The following is an 18804-nucleotide window of genomic DNA, read 5'->3' as shown; positions in this document are numbered from 1 at the left end:
AAATAGACGATCATTGATGAATTGTCATCTAGGGATTGCTGCGGTGTCTGGGCACGCCCCATGCGTCGATGACTTGACGTGGAGTTAGGACGTCTATGCGGCCGTTGCGTTTGACTGCATGGAGATCGAAACCACTGTAGCTAAGAGCTGCGACGATCAAAGTTGTGCAGGTATAACTGGTGCGTATTTCATCGGTGGTTTTTGGGAAAATATTGCCGTTACCCAGTCCGAACGTGGCACGGAAGTCATAGGACTTGTCTGGTGAACAGCATTTACTGACACTTTCTCTCGCAAATGATTGCAGTCTAACAATATCGACGCTGTCTGTCGGTGGGCGGTAGGCGATCCATGATTTATCCCTTAGGTATTCTAGAGAGACACGAGCGGTCACGGCTTGTTTCATCGCGACCTGTAGCAGTTTGAAATCATTCGTATTCTGACTCCTCAAGGGTTTTTCAGGGTCAGGTACAATGATGCTGACATGGCCAAAGCGAAACAGTTCATAGGGGACTTTCTGAATAGCACCCCGCTTGAGGTAGTCCCTAGCTTCGCGATGACTCATATAAAAGGCTAGCACGTCACCAGCACGGAGTTGGGCAGTGGCTTGACTGAACTTAGACTGGTCGGTTGCGGAATGGTAAGTGATTACCTTCTTCATCTGTTGCGGTTGTTGGGCGCTGTGTTTGGTCTTGCGCTTTACAGCGCGTTCGCTTGGCGGTTTCTCCATGGCGGAAAAAGGAAACAGTCCGTTATGGGGAGTGTTGGTGGTGCAAGCTGTGATCACACAGCACAGCAGCCCTAACAGTAGACAGCTCTGAGTAAGTTTGAGCCTCTTCCATTGGGTGATAAAGCGTTGGAAGTGTGAGGATATTTTTCCCCAAAGTGGTTTTGCTCTTACCAGCCACGATCTTTGAAAGGTGAAGAGATGGACCATCAACATACCCAGGCTCAAGTCGGAGAAATCAACCGTTGCCATGATGCCGAGATGCATGACAACCATAGCGCTCCATGCGTAAGGGCGGAGTCGACGAGAGTAAACCATGGGTAAGAAAAGAACTTCGAGAGCGAGCGTTCCCCAAGTCATGACCATGAGCACTGATTCGGGCAGTGATATCATCAAGTCACGCGCCAATCCTGGGCGGGCTAGAGGGTTTTCCATCAGGTGTGACAAAGCAGACCCATCTATCCAACTTGGGCTAGCTAACTTGAGGATGCCTGAAAAAGTGTACCCTACTGCCAGAAGAATCCATGCGGTCCGCGGAATCCAGACAGGTAATTTTATGAACTCTTTGGGGGTAGCGGCGCAGAGCAACAGCAACATCCCCACATAGCCAAGGCTGGGGTTCGCCGTGAGAGGATTGGCAGTAAACAAGCAAGAGTGCAGAAACCACAGAAAGAGGGCCGAGCTACGTCGGAGTTTTCCGCCTGCAAAGAGAAGCGATGCCGCGACTCCCAGACCAAGTGAAATCTGAATAAATAGCGGGCTTCCCCAGATGAAAAAGGGATTAGGCCACTTTCCTTCGAATGGGTTTAGTCCAGAGGAACCGAGTATTCCCTCGCGACTGAACATTTCTCCTGCAAATGGAATCAATGCCATGAAATGCCAACAGAGATAAATACCGAACGTGATGCGGAACCAGACGAATTGCCGTTGTGTTGTCTCTGAAGACATCGTTAATAAATTATTCATTTTGTGATAATGTTAGGTTTAAATGTCCAAGAATTGTTAGTCTTGGGAGTTCGACTGACCATTTCCACACGGTGATGGGTCGCGCTATCAGGGATGCCGAGTTCGCTTGGCACGGAACCGGGCGAAAGTAGAGCGTAGCGAAGCGTTGTTTCTTGCATGGGCTCCGGCAATGCGGGGCCGTAGGCGAGCACAGCACCGTAGACATTGCGCCGCTGGTAGGGGCCATGTAGCTTTTGGTAGACCTCAGGGGTGATGGACATGCTTTGTTCAGTGCCGTCTTCCAATTGGTAGAAAATCGTGAAATCCGCTGTGAAGGTTTCGAAGTCCTTGCCATCCCTCGTCTGAGCCTGACAAAAGACTTTGGTGTAGGGCGCCGCAGCAGATGCTAGGCCTATACCCTTGAGTGTCGGCGAGTTGATCATGTGTCCGACCATTGCAGTGCTGCCCCATGCGAGGATCAAAATGGCAAGAAGGTTGCTTCTTTGGTGATTGGTTAGTTTCATGATTTCGTTTCTTTTAGTTTGGCATTGCTCAATCTCGATTGATGACATGCCCAGCGTTTAGAGCAGCCCAGGCAGGTAGGAAGTAGATGAACGGATGACAACTGTCTGGCGTTCTCATCATGCACGTCACGAAATGCCAGCATGTCTGCAAACCGGGCCTCTTTTTCTGACTTGAAACCACATTTTTCAATCGGTTGGCGTGGGTTTTTATAGGTGCCAAAGAGCATGTCCCATAGAGGGATATCGGCGTAATTATTTGTGTGATGGTTTCTCTCGTGATGCACCCGATGAGATTCAGGCCGTTGGAAAAATGGCCCTAACCAAACAGGTGTCTTAATGTTCCAATGGTAGAAAAGTTCCGCAACACCCGTAGCCAGAGTTACCAAAGCGGCAGACTCCACACTGCATCCTAACAGGGCGAAGGTGATGGCGGAGCTCAGCAGGCCGTTGATACTGATTTCAACTGGATGCTTGTAGAATGACATCAGCACTTCCATCCGACGTGGCGAATGATGCAATTGATGACAAAGACGCCAGAAAAACTTCGAATTGTGACGCAGGCGGTGCCACCAATAATAAATAAAGGTGATGACGATGTATCCAATGATCACCTGTGGCACGATTCCAACATGGTGACGCAAGGCCCACGGTTGTGACATGGCCACATGGTCCATCCACACATCCCAGCTGAATCCGAGCAAAACCACGATGCCTGCCTGTGCGGTGTTGGTCAGCACCACCCGAGCCCACCAGTGCCTGCTCTTGGGTAATTCATTGGCAGGCCACCATTTCTCGACGATAAACATGGCGGCGACCACAACGAGCATGATCCATATCGTTTGCATGCAGTGAGAATGCCACGAGTTATAGTATCGCCAAAATCGAAGTATTTTTTCGGTGTATTGATTTGGTCGATGTTTATGCGAGGGTAATCAAACGATTTCAGCTGTGACAATGTCACTGTTTTACGAGAATCCTCGAAACCTGCCCCTAAATAAGACGTTTACCTGCATGGACACAGCGCCAAATTAGATCAATATGATTCCAGTGACAGTTAACACATCATTTACAGAAGAGAACCGACAACTCAACGAGGTCAGGAATGAAATTGGCCAGGTGGTGGTAGGCTTGGGCGATTTAGTCGATCGATTGCTCGTCTCGCTGCTTTGCAATGGGCACGTGCTCATCGAGGGAGTTCCCGGACTGGCGAAAACTCTGACGGTCAGCACCATGGCTCAGACGCTGGGCGTCGATTTCAGTCGGATCCAGTTTACCCCGGATCTTCTGCCCGGTGACTTGATAGGGACCCTGATCTACAACCAGCAAACCGGAGATTTCACGCCACACAAAGGGCCGGTGTTTGCCAATATTGTCTTGGCTGATGAAATCAATCGCTCACCTGCGAAAGTACAGAGTGCTTTGCTGGAGGCGATGCAGGAAAAGCAGGTGACCATTGGCACCGACAGCTATGCCCTGGAGGAACCGTTTCTCGTATTGGCCACCCAGAACCCGATCGAGCAAGAGGGCACCTATCCCTTGCCGGAAGCTCAACTCGATCGCTTTATGCTGAAGGTGAATGTGGCTTATCCTACCTTGGAAGAGGAGCATCAAATCATGAAACGCATGTCGGTGAATGCGCCGAAGATGAATGTCCGCTCGGTGGTGAATGGCGCGGATATCATGAAAATGCGTGAGTCGCTCGATCATATTCACGCGAATGAGGCGATCGAGAAATACGTGCTCCGCCTTGTCGATGCTACAAGGAATCCTGCCGCTTATGGTCTCGAGGAATTGACGCCCCTGATCAATCACGGCGTCTCTCCTCGCGCGAGTATTTTTCTAATGAAAGGGGCTCGTGCCCATGCTTTGTTAGATGGTCGTGATTATGTCACGCCTCATGACGTGAAATGGATCGCCATGGATGTGCTCAGGCACAGGGTGGCGATCACCTATAAGGCCGAGGCCGAAGGCAAGGATGTGGAATATATTCTGACGCGGATTTTATCGACGGTGGAAACCGTGGAATAAGTTATAGGGCTCATGATGAACCAGAGCGAACTCGAGAGTAAGGTACGCCATATCCAAGTGCATAGTCGTAAGGCGGTGCTGGAGATGTTGGCGGGCGAATACCGGAGTTGCTTCAAGGGAATGGGCATCGAGTTCGAGGATGTGCGGGAATACACCCACGGCGATGATGTGCGCACCATCGATTGGAATGTGACCGCACGCACTGGCAAGACTCATGTGAAAACTTTCATGGAGGAACGCGAGCTCTCGTTGTATTTCCTGATCGATGTTTCCGGCTCGGGGAATTTCGGCAGCGGTGTCTTCACAAAGCGCGAGATGGCATCGAGGATCTTTGCTCTGTTAGCTTTTGCCTCGGCACATAATCACGACAATGTAGGACTGATCCTTTTCAGCGATGAGATCGAACTCCACATTAAGGCTCGGAAGGGGAAAAACCATGTGATGCGAATGATCGATCTGATCATGCGCCACGAGCCCAAGTCCAAGGGCACGGATATTGCCGGAGCATTGGACTTTCTCAATCAAGTGAGAACCCGTCGCTGTATCACCTTTCTGTTTTCCGATTTTTTGGATCAAGGTTACGAAGATGCAATTCGTCAGGCCGCGCAGCTGCATGACCTAATTTGTGTTTCGCTCAGCGATTTGAGGGAACGTGAGTTGCCACGAAGTGGTATGTTAGAAATGGTGGATGCCGAGACCGGCGAGATGCGCACGATCGATTTTAGCGATCGCCGTCTCCGTGAGCGTGTGAGAAATCAGTCGGCGAGCCATCAGCAGGCGCTTCAGAACTTGTGCCACGAGGTGAATGCCGATCTTCTGCCACTTGGCACCGCAGACGATTTTCTTTACGAAATCATCCGGTTTTTCAGAAACCGGAATAACCGGAGTGCTGATACCCGATGATGCGTGTGGATTTCAAACTCTGGCTCGTGCGCGCCTTGTTTGCATTAGCATTGGCGGGGTTCTCAGGCTGTGAGCAGAAAGAAAATTTTCCGCAGGATACTGGCTTATCGAGTGAGGCTTCTGCAGAGGGCCTGCATTTATCAGTGCATGTCGCGTCGGATGAAATCAGCTCCAGTGAGATGCTTCAGGTGAGGGTAGTGGTACGGTCGCCGGAATCGTTGAAGGTGGAAATGCCGGAACTCAGTGAATCATCGGGGAAGTGGGGAGACTTCTTTGTGTTTGAAACTAGAAAGATGCCAGCGGAGTTGGATGCTCAAGGCATGGTGGTGCAGAGTCGTGTGTATATTCTGGAGCCAGATGTGCCAGGTGAAGCTGTCATATCAGCTCTGACTGTTAGGGGGATTGATATCAGAGGTAAACCGGTCGAGGTCACTAGTCAGCCACTAACGGTGAAGGTAACTTCTGTGCTGACTGAGAGGGAGGAAAAGTTGCATGATATCGCCCCAAATGAACGGCCGATTTCGAAAGATGGATCGCCACGGTGGGTGGTGCCTTTGGTCATCATCACACTGCTTGTAATCTTCGGGGCTGTATTGCTGCGCCTGTTTCGAAGACGAAATACGAATGTCGATGATGGCCGGGTGTATCGGGATTTTGAGAAACTAAAGACAGCTTCGGCGGATGAAGTGATGAAGAGCATCGAGCGCGCGGTGTGCAGATTACTGGCTCACCAACGTGGAGTAACACTAACAAAAGTGGATTTCATAGGTCTACAGGAGGCCGTAGATGTTCCGAGACTGACGTATGCGGTCGATTCCTACGAGCGGCTTCAGTATTCTCCTCATTCTGTAAACGAGAGTCAGGTAAGGGCGCTATACACCCAGTTCGAAACGATTATCGATCAACAAGCAAAGGAGGTGAAGTCATGATACTGGCTGAGCCTTATTACCTCATTCTGCTGGCCGCGTTACCAGCGCTGATGATTTACCAGCGTAAGCAGAGGCGAAAAGAAGCTATCCGTTATCCCTCATTTGCGATTTTCTCCGGAAGTGGACGGACTTGGCGGCAGTGGTTGTTATTTATCCCTCCGCTGTGTCTCTATCTGGCGCTGACTTGCCTGGTTGTTAGTTTGGCTCGGCCACAGGTGGAATCGACCGGTAAACGCGAAGACCGCGAGGGGATTGCGATCCAGATGTTAGTTGATGTTTCGAGTAGTATGGACATGGACGTTCAGACGGAGGACGGACCGATGACGCGGATGGAAGTGGCGAAGAAGGTGATGGAGGAATTTGTCGCTGGTGATGAGGATGACTTGTCAGGCCGACCTGATGACATGATCGGAGTGATTTCCTTTGCTCGTTATTCAGACAGCATTTGCCCGATGACTTTGGGCCATGATGCTCTCGTCTACATGATTCGGGAGATCACGATCAATGACCGCCCCAACGAGGATGGAACAGCCTACGGAGATGCCACCGCCCTGGCGGCAGCGCAACTGAAGGAGCAGGAAAACCGAGAAGGCTCACTTAAGAGTAAAGTCATACTACTGCTGACGGATGGAGAGAATAACTGCGGGGAACAAATGCCACTGCAGGCAGCGGCCATGGCCAAGGAGTGGGGGATTCGAATCTACACTATCAGCCTACAGGAAACGAGTCGGCCGTCAGTGTTGAAAACGGAAGACGGCACGTTTGTGAAGCCTAAGGCCCCCTCGGAGTCAGATCAGGTGCTAGAGAAAATGGCGACTTCAACAGGGGGCATTTTTCGCACAGCCCACGATATGGATTCTTTGCAAGCGGTCTATGAAGAGATTAATGAACTTGAAAAAACCAAGGTGCAAGAAGTTGATTTTCATGATTACGATGAAGCCTTCGCCGTTTTTGCCATAGTTGCGTTGGCTCTGCTGTTGCTCCGCTATTTGTTAACCTCTACCCTACTTCGAATTTCTCCGTGATGATTCTATGAGTGAGATGATCTTCCAGAAACCAGGGATGCTATGGCTGCTGCCATTGATGGCGGTATTCATCATTGTTTATCGTGTTCGCATGGCGAAGCGTAAACAAGATATGCGAGCCTTCGGTGAGAATGCTGCATGGAGGGGTTCAGAGCACCGCTCGATGGAGTTGTGGCGATTGGTTTTGTTAGTGGCGGCTACAGGCCTGATCATTGTGGCGCTTTCCCGTCCAGCTGCGAACCCGCACCCGAGAATGCTCCAGCGGGAGGGACGCGATGTTGTTTTTCTGCTCGATGTTTCCAAGAGCATGCTGGCTGAGGATCGGTTGCCTAATCGATTGCAGTCCGCAAAGATGGCGATCGCTGATTGTGTCAAAGATTTGGATGATCACCGTTTGGGCTTGGTTGTCTTTGCCGGCTCCTCTTCGATCGCATGTCCGCTCACCGTCGATAAGGATTTTTTCCTGAACAGCCTGGATCGTGTCGGTCCTGACAGTGTGGCGCATGGAGGAACCCGTGTCGGAGATGCCTTGCTGAAAGTTTGCGATAAATTGTTCTCGGACTCCGACCAAGGATACAAGGACATCATCTTGCTTTCCGACGGCGGCGATCAAAGTGAAAGTCTTACTAAGGCGATCGAGACTGTGAACGAACAACAGGTTAAGCTGATTGCCATTGGTCTGGGTGATGAGAAAAAGGGCGCACGAATCCCACAGGTGGGAGCCAAGTCAGACTACATGGTCTACAAAGATGAGGAGGTCTGGAGCCGACTCGATACCTTGCAACTCAGCAACATGGTCAAACAAGCAGACCAAGGGGCATTTCTCGCCGTAGGAACGCGCCAAATGAAACTCGGCGATATCTATATACGCATTAGCGAACAGGAAAAGAAGCAGCAGCTGGCTGAGGAATCAGTGATTGATTACGATGAAATCTATCAGATCTTTATCGGAATTGCACTGGTTCTGTTAGTAGTGATGATCATGATCCCCCACACGCTTTCACGCCGAATCACAAAGTCAGCTGCTGTCACCGCGATGCTGATGTTCGGTTTGGTTCAAATTGCCGAATCGGCCCAGATAGAAACCGCCGATCGTGCTTTTGCCGGTGGTCAGTTTCAAGAGGCATTGGAAATTTACGACGTGCTCAGTGAACAGTCTGATGATACTCGGGTGTTTTATAAAAAAGGAAATACGCAGTATCGCTTGGCTCAATTCGAATCCGCCGTGCTGAGCTACGAAGAAGCGCTCAAACGGCAACCCGAAGGCCAGCTGATCAGGGACATTACCTACAACCTCGGTAACGCGTATTTCCATCAGGCCAAAAAGGCGCAGGATTTTTATGCAGCCCTGTCGCTGATGAACCAAAGTGTGATCATGTACCGAAGGGTCATTCTACAAAATCCAGAAGATCGAGATGCCGCGGTGAACTTGGAACTGGCGAAGATCGAACGACGTGATCTGCAGAAACTCATTGAGAAAGACGAAAAGCGCCGTAAAGAAATGAAGGACGCGCTGGCGGAATTGAAGGCGATGATCGAGAAGGTCATTGCCGCTCAAGCGAGTAATCTGAAACTCACCGATGAGGCTCTGATGGCGGACCAGCCTGAGCTCGGGTGGGAAGAGAGATTGAAAAAGGCGGAGCTTCTGATCCTTGATGAAACGCAAAAAGCACTAGCTCTCACCGATGCCGCTAATGAGAAGTTCTTCAAAGAGGTTCCAGCAGAAGTCAGCCCGCTGAAAGATACCAAAGAGCAACTTGTTAGGGCGCTCGGTTTCGAATCCACGGCGATCAAATATATGATCGATCATCCGCACGATGCTTATTTCGAAGAGGAGTTCGCGCTCGATGCGCTTCGTAACGCTTTGGAAGCTCTGCCCCGTGACCCCGAAAGTGCGGACGAGCAGGCCGGTGAGGGCGAGGAAGGCGATGAGGAATCTGACAGCGAAGAGAGCGAAGGTGACCAAGACGGTGAGGAGGGCGATCAGGAGAGCGACGGCGAAGGTGAGGATCAGAGCGATATGGAAGCGGCGGAGGCTTCCAAAATGGATCTCGAATCGACCGACCTGCCGCCACCTAACGATTCTCCCCAAGACGTGATCAAGAAGAACGCCGCCATGCAGGAAACCAGACAATCGCAGGGCGGTAAGAAAAAAGGCAAACCGGTCGAAAAGGACTGGTAGGAATGACACCGACAACGATGAATATTTACAAACTACTCGCAGCGAGTGCCGTCCTATGGTTGAGCGCGGTGATGGCTACCGCTGCGCCCGAAGCAAATTTCCACACGACCATGTCAGCCCAGTCGTTTTTTGTAGGGGAGGAGTTCCTCTATGAAATTCTGATCAGTCCGGCAGAGAAGGTGGATGTCGAAGAGGTGGAAGGGGATGATGATCTAGCCATCAAGTTCGTGAAGCAGGAGACGGTGAAACGTGATGACATTTCCACGGTTGTGTTGCGTTACAGAATGATGCCTCTGAGTGCAGGTGCGGTGATGATTCCACCGATCTCCATCGAGGTCGGCGATCAAATTCTGACCACCGACGACGAAGTGTTTATCGATGTGAAGCAGGCGGAGCGGTATCCGGGTATGGAGGTTAAGAGGACAATACCCGAGCGTGACTTCTATCTGGGTGAGCCATTCATGGCTGACTACATGTGGAAATCACCTCTGCCTTTGAATGGATTTCGTGCCGTGAAATTTAATCTACCACTGTTCTACGATCCGTCCTTTAAAATAAGAAGTCCTTACAATTGGATAGCTGGCGATGACCCGGCAGCGATTGGGTTTCCGGTTGCCAACACCCGCTTGATCGGAAGGTATGATCTGCTAACAGAAGGGGAAAATAAATTTCACACGGTCTCGTTCTCCAAAATTATCATCCCGGTAAAAACCGGCGAGTTTGCCATTCGCCCAAGCACCTTATTAACTTCTTACGTGGCACCCGCTGGCGGCCGTAACCAAGGGGGGAGATGGAAGACAAACTACCCAAGCTACTTCAACAATAACTTCTTCGCAGAGACAGACGGGGAGGAATACAAAAAGTATTACACCGCATCAAAGTCGCGCACGATCCGTGTCCTGCCACTCCCCGATGCCGGTAAACCTCTGGATTTCGCTGGAGTGGTAGGCGCTTGTAAGGTCAAGGTCACGGCCACCCCAACCGTGCTCAGTGCGGGTGATCCCATCACTCTGACGATCGTAGTGGAGGACTATGAATTTCCTGAAGTGTTCGAGTTGCCCGATCTATCAGCCCAGCCTGCGTTCACGCGTCAGTTTGCGCTGCCTCCGCGGCAATCGTCGGGTAGAATTTCAGGTCGAACTAAAACCTACATCCGCACACTCCGGCCGCTGGCACAGGATGCGACGGCGATTCCAGCTGTTAGGATTCCCTATTTCGATCCGAAAACAAAGAGCTACGCCGTTGCGGAGTCGGAACCGATCCCTATCACGGTTAAAGCCGCAGAGATGGTCACCGCTTTCGATGCCGACATGAGTGGAACCGGACCGCTCAAAAATCAGGTGGCGAAAAATCCCGAGGGAATACGTGCGAACGTCACGTCGCTAGCCGCTGTTCGTCCGCGCGGTCTATCAGGCTTTCAGTGGCTGCTGTTATTACTAATCCTGCCGCCCGTCGGATTCCTGATTTTTTACGCAGCGAGTGCCAAGCAGAGGTTGATGAGAAATGATCCAGTCAAAGCGCGTGCCATGGGCGCGATGAAGCGTTTCAGTCATCAGGTGAGGCAGCTCAAGCAGTCGAAACCGAACACAAAGCCAGAGCAGAGCTTGGGCCGTCTAGATGATATCGTCAGGAGTTATTTTGCCGATAAACTGAATCTTGTTAGGTATGCACACACCTTTGCTGAATTGCAGTCCGAGGTGGGGGAGCGCGCTGATATCGAGCAGCTAAGAGAAATTTATAACTGCTGTGAAGCACAGACGTATCGACCGGACTCCGGCCCTGATCCAGATGTCATGCCGCTGATTGTCAAAGCGCAGCAAGCGATCAAAACCATTAACCCTGCGATATCATGAACCGGATTTTAATGATTATTCTATGCATCATGCCTGCGTGCTTGATGGCCACGGAGAAGAAAGACGAAAGTATTTTCACTGAGGCGAACGATCTGTTTCACCAAGCAAACGCCGAGGCGCTGGTGAATCCTAGCAAGGCGCAAGACCTCTATCAGAAGTCTATTCTCAAGTATAAATTTCTCATCGAACAGCGTGATATTCAAACCGCCGGTTTACATGAGAACTTGGGCAATGCCTACTTCTTCGCAGGCGAGCAAGGCAGGGCGGTGCTCCACTATCAACGAGCTCTCGATCTTGATCCTCTGGATACTGATGTGCTGCACAATCTGCAATATGTTAGAAGTCTGACCATTGATGAGCTGCCGGTGACCACGTCGCAGATGGTGAAAAATGCGCTGACTTTCTGGCACCGATGGCCCTTCGCTCTCAGGGCCGCGTGCTTTGGCCTGGCCCATATCGCATTATGGGGACTCGTGGCTATGTTGTTTTACCGTCGTGCGCGATGGATATACTGGTCGATGGGCTCTGCCGCTGCCCTGAGCATCATCTTCGGCCTGTCTCTTCTCGCCAGTCATCAGCGATGGGATAACGCGGTCGACGGTGTCGTGGTCGAACGTGAAGTCATCGCGCGGCAAGGCGATGGATTTATCTATGACAATGCCTTCACCTCACCACTCCATGCCGGAACGGAGTTCACAATGTTAGAAAAACGCGGTGAGTGGTATCATGCCCAACTGCTCAACGGTGACACCTGCTGGCTACCATTGAACAGTGTGGAGTTGGTTGAGAATTAGGAATTAGGGATTATTTTGCGCGGAGGGTTTTTAGAATAGATCCGATGATCTTTAATAGTTCTTCGATATCGGTGAGCATGCTTTGGGATTGAGTTGGAGTGAGGTAGCCGGTGTCTGAGAGGATTCGAATCCAGTATTTTGATTCGCGAGCTTCTTTGTAGGAAATGCAAAGCTTAGCGAAGAAGTCTTTATCGGATTGACCACCTATGGCTTCTTCAACGTTAGCCCCAATGGATGTTCCTGATCGCACGAGCTGTTTACATAAAACATATTCTTTTTCCCCACTAGATAAGTGCTGGTATAACTTAACTATGCGAATTGCGAATGCGTCGATTTTTCCTGAACTGCATTCTGCTCTTTCATTCCTAATTCTCCCTACCAAGCTTTCTGGTCGTCTCGATCGTAGGGCAGCCAGATCAGGGCGACTGTGCGGACATCGATGTCTTTTTTGTAGGGTTTGATCGCCTCGTTTTCGAGCTTCACGGTGGAGGGATCGAACTGGGCATCGAGTTCGCCGATCTCTTCATTCAGCTCGGCTTCGAGTTCGGCGATGTCTTCCTCGAGGTCTTCGACTTTCTTCTCGGCGATTTTTACATCGCGCCGTTGTTTGTAAGCTCGGCCGGCACTGGTGACGGCGCTGCTGGATGAACTGCGGCGGCGTCCCCCCAGGAGTCCGCCTAACAGGCCTCCGAGAACTTTCGCTCCAATGTCCCACGTCGCGCTGCTGGCTTCCGCCTCTTCCTTCGCAAGAGTGTTCTCCGCGCGGTCGACCTGACCTTCCTTGGTTTTGATTTTGGCCTCGTATTTATCGCGCAGTTTTTCCACCGCTTCATCGCGAACCTCTCGCGCCTGGGTGGCGAGTCTTCCGCGGAAGGCACCTTCGCTTTCGCCTAACTGGGAATAGGATTTGAAAAGAGGACAGTAGAAAATTTCTACCCGCTCATTGCGATAGATGTGGTCTTCGAAGTCCTTTTCCACCTGCTTGTAGTTATCCGCATTCATCGCAAAGCCGGGCAGCTCTTCGAAGCCGCAGCCTTTGCGTGGCTTCGAGTCCAGGGTCTTGACCGGATGCGTGCAGCCGGCGTCGTGGTCCCAGTCGATGCCATTGTCGGAAATCGCATTGGTGAATCGCATCAGGCGTGAACCATCGATACCGCACTTGCTGGATGAAAAATGCACATTGGCCTCACGCAGCAAGGCCGGCTTGTAAGTGATGCCATCGGCTTCACCGGCAAAGGGCGCGAAGTATTCGGTCACTCCGGCACCAACCACCGGGCGCTGTCCCACGGGAGCTTGCGGTGCAGCGCTGGGCATGGCCATGGGGTTGGACGATTGCTTGGCTGTCACTTGTTTGTCTTTCGCAGAGGGAAACTGATCACGTTTCGGGTCCATCAGCTCCTTGATCTTGGTGCGGGTCAGAGGACCGCAGAGATAACTCATCACCCAGCGCACGTGGAAGACGACGGGGGAATCCTCATGCACGTTGTTCATCAGGAAAACCCGAGAGCCGAGACCGGCGAGAAGCTCTTCCATTTGACCACGGTCGAAGCCACCCTCCTGAGATGCGGCGGCACCTTCGAGTCCGTCTAACACCCTGGCTTTGTCGCGCTCAGTCTGCAAGCGACCCAGCCACCAAGTTCCAATGTTAGAAAGTGCCTTGTAGTCCAAGTCTACCGGGTTCTGAGTCGCGAGCAGGACGCCGAGACCGAATGCCCGACCTTGTTTTAACATGGTCATCATTGGCTTTTTGCTCGGCGGATTTTGAGAAGGGGGGAGGAACCCGTAAATCTCATCCATGTAGAGCATGGCGCGCAGACTGGTGGTGCCGTTCTGCGATCGCATCCAGCCTAACATCTGGTTCAGCAGCAGGCTGACGAAGAACATACGCTCGGCATCGCTGAGGTGGGCGATGGAGAAAATCGAGATGCGAGGTTTACCATCGGGCGCATGCATCATGTTGTTCATGTCGAGCGCCGGGCCTTCCATCCAAGTCGCGAAACCCGGGGACGCGAGTAGGGAGTTGAACTTGAGAGCCAGCTTGTGACGCTCCTTTTCGTCCATGAACGACTCCACATCGATGACTCCGACTTTGTCGAAGGGAGGTTTTTGCAAATGCCTGATCAGCGACTCGAGAGTGAGATTTTGACCCGCTTGCCAGCAGGTGCTGAAGATCGTTCCCAGAATGACCGCCTCAGGGCTCTGGATGGGATCGGCATTAACACCGACCAGTGAGAGAAGTGAGCTGACGGTGCTCTCAATGCGGTCACCGAGCAATTCGCCATCGTCCATCACTTCAAACGGGGGAACCTCTAGTGAACTCAGAATGGAAACGGGAATGCCCGCCTTGCTACCCGGGGTGAAAATATTGATGTCGCACTTGTTTTTGAACTCCTTGACGCGATCAGGCGACTGTCCCCAGCCAGCGATGCCTTCCTTCCACATGTTCGCTGTTTTGGCCGCATACTCATCCGGAGTGACGCCCTTTTTGTGCGCGTCGTCCTCATTGATCCACGGGCGAAAATCAGACCCCTCGAAATCCGGAAAGGTGAGCATCAGGTTGGCGATGTCTCCCTTGGGATCGATGATGATTGCAGGGATATTATCCATCGCCGCCTCTTCGAGGATCGACAAACACAGGCCGGTTTTACCGGAACCGGTCATGCCGAGCACCACGCCGTGAGTCACCAGATCCTTGGAGTCATAAAGAACCAGCTCATCCTCGAGTTCACTTTTTTTCAGATCGTAACCTCGGCCCAAGTAAAAGGATCCCAGCTTCTCGTAATCGCTCGTTTGGATGTTCATGGAGCTATTTGAAAGTCATCCGCTATTGAATAAAAGCCACAATTCAACAAATCGTGAAATAAATTTTTAGACCTCAATTCAGCGTGAAAACGACTAATTATTAAGGCTTTATATAGTTTGTATACGAGGAATGTTAAGAAATCTTAAACTTTTACTTGCCAGATTAAAAGTTTTTAGAATAATGGGCTCCGTTATGAAAACAATCGCCCTTATATCCACCCTATTAGCCCTACCAGCTGCCTCCCTTTTGGCACAAGGCCAGAGCGAATTCGAAGCTCTTCGTTCCCGAGTGAGCTCCAACGAACGCCGCATTGACTTGCTTGAGCGTGAAATCAAACGTTTGCGTGCATCAGATACTACCGATCGCGCTGCGACGCCCCAGAAGGCAGCTCCGACTGCCACAACCGGCGAATACATCGTGGTGAAGGGTGATTCGCTCAGCCGCATTGCAACTCGTAACAAGACCACTGTAGCGGCTCTTAAAAAAGAAAACGGACTTCGCAGCGATATCCTCAGAATCGGGCAAAAGCTGCGCGTCCCCGGCTCTGCCTCGGTCGCGACCAAAGCTGAGATCAGCTCAAAGTCAGCTCCAGCTGTTGCCTATGGCTCCAAGCACAAGGTTCGCAGTGGTGAGACATTTTACTCGATCGCCCGTGACCACAAGGTCAGCGTTCAGTCCTTGATCGCAGCCAATCCCAAGGTCCGTGCAAACAGCTTGCGCGTTGGCCAGGAACTGAGCATCGATGGCACAGCCACTCCAATGAAAACCAGTGGGGCGGTAGCCAGCAAGAAGTCACAGCCTAAGGCCAAAAGCCCGAGCCGCAGCGTCGCCAAAGCTGAAACCAGCAAGGCCGCCGCACCTAAGTCAGCTCCATCAAAGCCAGCTAGCAGCACTCCTGTAAGCACCAAATCCGCAGAGCCTACCATTCGCACCATCACCGTGCATGAGCAAATGACCTACGGTCAGTTTGCCAGCAAGTATGGCGCCAGCACGACCCAGCTGAATGCTCTCAACGGCCTGAGCCTGAACAAGAGCACGATGCTCGCCAAAGGCTCAGAACTCTACGTGCCAAAATACTAATACCCGGCACGGGTGAGTGACCTTATTTTTTAGCTGATGAAAATTTGTCAGCGACAGGAAAACGATTCTCCTCGGAGAACATAACGACGAAAAAGGGCTGGGCGCTCGGTGGCGTGATTTCCACTGAGCGTCCTTCCTTTCTAACATAAGACGAAACCCAATACTCAGTTGCAAAAAACGGCGACTCCCTACACGGAGTCGCCGCTTTTTTTAAAGGATGTGTGTATCCGTCCAGCTGAATGCCGTTCTTTTTCCTTGTATGAAGCGACCTAGAGTAGCAGTTTAAAAACGATTGAAAATCGTGTGAGTTCATCTGCAAAGAAGTAGAATCACTCGATCAAATTGATTTCCCCCCCTGACAAAGTGATGAAAAAAATAATACCTCTACTTGCCATGTCAGTGCTTGGCACGGGCGTTTCACAAGCAGTTGTGACAATGGCCCTAACGACAGCTGACGTGAACGCTGCAGCAGGAAACACAACGCATAACTTCAACCAGTCCTTCACGGATAGCAATGGCGTTGCGGTCACGCTGAATTTTCTCTTCGCGGCTAGCGAATCGCCCAATGGATTGGGTAACCCATCTTTCGGAGTTCAAGCCGTTACTGGTTCAGGCCGCCTGGGGATTGATTCGGTAAATGGCCATGACTTGGGAGCGAACGGTAGTAATTCCTTTAATCTGAATGAGGTATTCACTCTCACGGTAAGTTATGTTTCTGCCACAGGCGTACCCAGCGGACAGACGCTGCAGATAGTGGATTTCGCTTTCACCAATATTGATGCATTTCGTGCCGGAGCCACGAATGGGAGCGTGACCTATAATTGGGATTCCAGTGCCCGAAGTGCCACACAATCGCAAACAAATGCTGGTACCGGTGCCATCTCTGGTGTGAGTGATGACCAAACATTTGATCTGTTAGGTGGAGACTATGTCGCTACCCTCTCGATCAGTAGCCAAACAGGCTCTTCACCATCAGGCATGCGATTTGGCACTGATGGATTTGATGCCACGATCACTACTGTCACTGTCCCCGAGCCATCTTCCGCGGCATTACTCGGTCTCGGAGGTATCGCACTTATCCTACGTCGCCGTAAGTAAGTGTCCCAAGGGGAACAGCCCTATTTTGTGAAGCCTCTTTTTGTTCGCGAAAAGAGGCTTTTTTGTGTCTGAACCTGATGTAGTTTAGAACTTCTCATGAATCCCATTATCCATAAAAAACTGCTCGTTCTATGCTGGACGCTGGGATTTGCCTCGGTTTCAAATGCCGAGCACTATCAAATTTACATTCTCGCCGGTCAGTCCAATGGCAATGGCCGTGGTTGGGCTGCAGATTTCGGAACGGGCACCAGTCATCCTCAATTTGAGTTTTATAAAACAGCACAGGCGGATGTTAGATTTTACTACCATAAAACCCAGACGGCCACGAATCACACGCTTCCTGAGGACCAATGGATCGATCTCGCTCCCGGCAGTGGACACGGCACTGTGACCCCTGAAAATTCCCCGGAGCTTGGCCCGGAAGTGAGCTTCGGCGATGCCATGGCGGATGAGTATCCTACGGAACATATTGCCATTTTGAAGTATTGCCACGGCGGCACGAACTTACACACTCAGTGGAGTGCCTCAGGTAGCCAATACACCACGTTACTCAGCACCGTAAATGCCGCAACCACAGCTCTCACAAACGCTGGGCACACATACACCCTGAGAGGGTTCCTCTGGCAGCAGGGCGAAGCGGACTGCACCAATGTAACGCATGCGAACAATTATGAAGCCAATCTCATCTCGCTGGTGAATCGGGTACGTGCCGATATCTTTGGTGGGCTCTCGCGTCCATTTATCATCGGTAAGCTCTCGGACAATCAGACATCAATCACAGGGAACGCCGGTTTTTCCACGGTTCGGACTGCGCAGGAAAATGTAGCTGCTAATCTAACTAACGTAGCGACGGTTAACGCCGATGACGATGCCAAGTTTCCGATGCGGGGAGACGAGATTCATTTCACTGGCGTGGGGCAGATCTACTTAGGGCTAGGGCACTTCGATGCCATGAAGATCTTACTCGCTACCGATGCTGACCAAGACGGCCTTGTAGACTCAGAGGAAATCGCACTTGGCACGGACCCGAACAAAGCCGACTCTGATTCCGATGGCTCGGACGATGGGCAAGAAATCATACTCGGCACCAGTCCTACAGACGGCAGTAGTGTTTTCAAAATCAATTCATTAGCGGATCAGGGAAACGGCACTTACACCCTCGAATGGCCCGCAAAATCAGGCGCGCCTTACATCGTGGAAAGTTCGAGTAATCTTGAGCCCGACAGCTGGACTACACTTGGCACCGTCACGGCCACAAGCCAAGTGGGGACCTGGACGGGTTCGCCTTTTGCACCGGATGTGATTGCCTTCTATGGTGCCGAGGGGAGCACGGGCGGGAATTTTGATACTGCGTCCTATGACTCGACGGATTCTGACCCCGATACCACGGCCTCCCGCCTCAGCCAAGGCGGTGGCCTCACCGGAGGTGGGGCAAACATGAGAATCATTAACAACGCGATCTTCGCACCATCCAGTTCAGGTAACAATGGCTTCAACTTGGCCGGCTGCACTGAAGCGAGTCGCATGGCTGCCATCTCAGCTGGTGACTACTTCTCATTCACCGTCACAGGTTCAGGACAGGACACCACTTTTGATAAGCTGTTGTTCTTTTCCAATCAATTCGCAACGACAGCGAAGGTCGATATCACATACCGCATAGGCACCGAAGCAGAACAAGACATTCTGGTTGATCACGCACCTACCGGGGGGAACGTCAACGTGACAGAAGTGACCGCCGAAATGCCAGATTTTACAACCAACGAGAATGTGACTTTCACATTCTATCTCTACAATAGTTCGGACGTTTCTCACGGCGTTCGTTTCGATGACATAACGCTTCATGCCGTGAATTCATCAGCTAATGGAGGTAAAGTCTTCTTTAGGGTAAGGCATTTAGTCCACAATTAATCCCATCT

General features: G+C 51.3%; 14 protein-coding genes and 1 pseudogene. 10 read left to right on the top strand and 5 right to left on the bottom strand.

The window, feature by feature from the left end; genetic code table 11:
• Positions 1-28 precede the first annotated feature (28 nt).
• The 3 genes from ACSPJT_RS05710 to ACSPJT_RS05700 are packed head-to-tail and all read right to left on the bottom strand — an operon-like array spanning position 29 to position 3038.
• Positions 29-1690, bottom strand: a complete 1662-nt coding sequence (locus ACSPJT_RS05710) for a hypothetical protein (RefSeq protein ID WP_435895405.1) — start codon at positions 1688-1690, stop codon at positions 29-31.
• Positions 1687-2193, bottom strand: a complete 507-nt coding sequence (locus tag ACSPJT_RS05705; protein ID WP_435895404.1) for a hypothetical protein — start codon at positions 2191-2193, stop codon at positions 1687-1689. Before ACSPJT_RS05705 ends, ACSPJT_RS05710 begins: the two co-directional genes overlap by 4 nt.
• Positions 2190-3038 carry a sterol desaturase family protein gene (locus ACSPJT_RS05700; protein WP_435895403.1) on the bottom strand — a complete coding sequence of 283 codons (849 nt, stop codon included), beginning with the start codon at positions 3036-3038 and terminating at the stop codon, positions 2190-2192. Before ACSPJT_RS05700 ends, ACSPJT_RS05705 begins: the two co-directional genes overlap by 4 nt.
• 193 nt (positions 3039-3231) lie before the next feature.
• Here ACSPJT_RS05700 and ACSPJT_RS05695 point away from each other — a divergent pair, with 193 nt between their 5' ends.
• From ACSPJT_RS05695 to ACSPJT_RS05665, 7 genes are read left to right on the top strand one after another with little or no spacing between them, the layout of a single operon-like run.
• Entirely contained in the window at positions 3232-4221 is a 990-nt protein-coding gene (locus ACSPJT_RS05695; protein WP_435895402.1) for an AAA family ATPase, read from the top strand.
• 12 nt (positions 4222-4233) lie between these two features.
• Positions 4234-5124, top strand: a complete 891-nt coding sequence (locus tag ACSPJT_RS05690) for a DUF58 domain-containing protein (protein ID WP_435895401.1) — start codon at positions 4234-4236, stop codon at positions 5122-5124.
• Between the two features lie 5 nt (positions 5125-5129).
• Complete coding sequence (locus ACSPJT_RS05685) at positions 5130-6053, top strand: hypothetical protein (protein ID WP_435895400.1); 924 nt, start codon at positions 5130-5132, stop codon at positions 6051-6053.
• On the top strand, positions 6050-7078 hold the full coding sequence (locus ACSPJT_RS05680) for a vWA domain-containing protein (protein ID WP_435895399.1): 1029 nt from the start codon (positions 6050-6052) through the stop codon (positions 7076-7078). Before ACSPJT_RS05685 ends, ACSPJT_RS05680 begins: the two co-directional genes overlap by 4 nt.
• A 7-nt stretch (positions 7079-7085) precedes the next feature.
• The gene (locus ACSPJT_RS05675) at positions 7086-9260 is read left to right on the top strand and encodes a vWA domain-containing protein (protein ID WP_435895398.1); all 2175 of its coding nucleotides are present in this window, start codon (positions 7086-7088) and stop codon (positions 9258-9260) included.
• A gap of 17 nt (positions 9261-9277) precedes the next feature.
• Positions 9278-11113: a BatD family protein gene (locus ACSPJT_RS05670; protein ID WP_435895397.1), complete on the top strand. Its 1836-nt coding sequence runs from the start codon at positions 9278-9280 to the stop codon at positions 11111-11113.
• Positions 11110-11907: a hypothetical protein gene (locus tag ACSPJT_RS05665; RefSeq protein WP_435895396.1), complete on the top strand. Its 798-nt coding sequence runs from the start codon at positions 11110-11112 to the stop codon at positions 11905-11907. The genes ACSPJT_RS05670 and ACSPJT_RS05665 overlap by 4 nt, the downstream gene beginning before the upstream one ends.
• 10 nt (positions 11908-11917) lie before the next feature.
• Here the strand turns inward: ACSPJT_RS05665 and ACSPJT_RS05660 are convergent.
• Together ACSPJT_RS05660 and ACSPJT_RS05655 are read right to left on the bottom strand one after the other, a co-directional pair.
• A pseudogene (locus ACSPJT_RS05660) lies at positions 11918-12270 on the bottom strand (four helix bundle protein).
• Between the two features lie 12 nt (positions 12271-12282).
• Positions 12283-14709, bottom strand: a complete 2427-nt coding sequence (locus tag ACSPJT_RS05655) for an ATP-binding protein (protein WP_435895395.1) — start codon at positions 14707-14709, stop codon at positions 12283-12285.
• Positions 14710-14902: 193 nt separating this feature from the next.
• Here ACSPJT_RS05655 and ACSPJT_RS05650 point away from each other — a divergent pair, with 193 nt between their 5' ends.
• The 3 genes from ACSPJT_RS05650 (at position 14903) to ACSPJT_RS05640 (ending at position 18796) form a co-directional block, all read left to right on the top strand.
• Positions 14903-15790 carry a LysM peptidoglycan-binding domain-containing protein gene (locus tag ACSPJT_RS05650; protein WP_435895394.1) on the top strand — a complete coding sequence of 296 codons (888 nt, stop codon included), beginning with the start codon at positions 14903-14905 and terminating at the stop codon, positions 15788-15790.
• Between the two features lie 366 nt (positions 15791-16156).
• On the top strand, positions 16157-16888 hold the full coding sequence (locus tag ACSPJT_RS05645) for a PEP-CTERM sorting domain-containing protein (protein ID WP_435895393.1): 732 nt from the start codon (positions 16157-16159) through the stop codon (positions 16886-16888).
• A 96-nt stretch (positions 16889-16984) separates the two neighbouring features.
• Positions 16985-18796 (top strand): sialate O-acetylesterase, encoded by a 1812-nt coding sequence (locus ACSPJT_RS05640; RefSeq protein WP_435895392.1) that lies wholly within the window; start codon positions 16985-16987, stop codon positions 18794-18796.
• The last annotated feature ends 8 nt before the right edge of the window (positions 18797-18804 follow it).

The sequence above is a fragment of the Oceaniferula spumae genome (assembly GCF_042849255.1).
GTDB classification, from domain to species: Bacteria; Verrucomicrobiota; Verrucomicrobiia; order Verrucomicrobiales; family Akkermansiaceae; genus Oceaniferula; species Oceaniferula spumae.
Note: the sequence above shows the minus strand (reverse complement) of the source record. Positions and strands in the feature narration are given on the sequence as shown.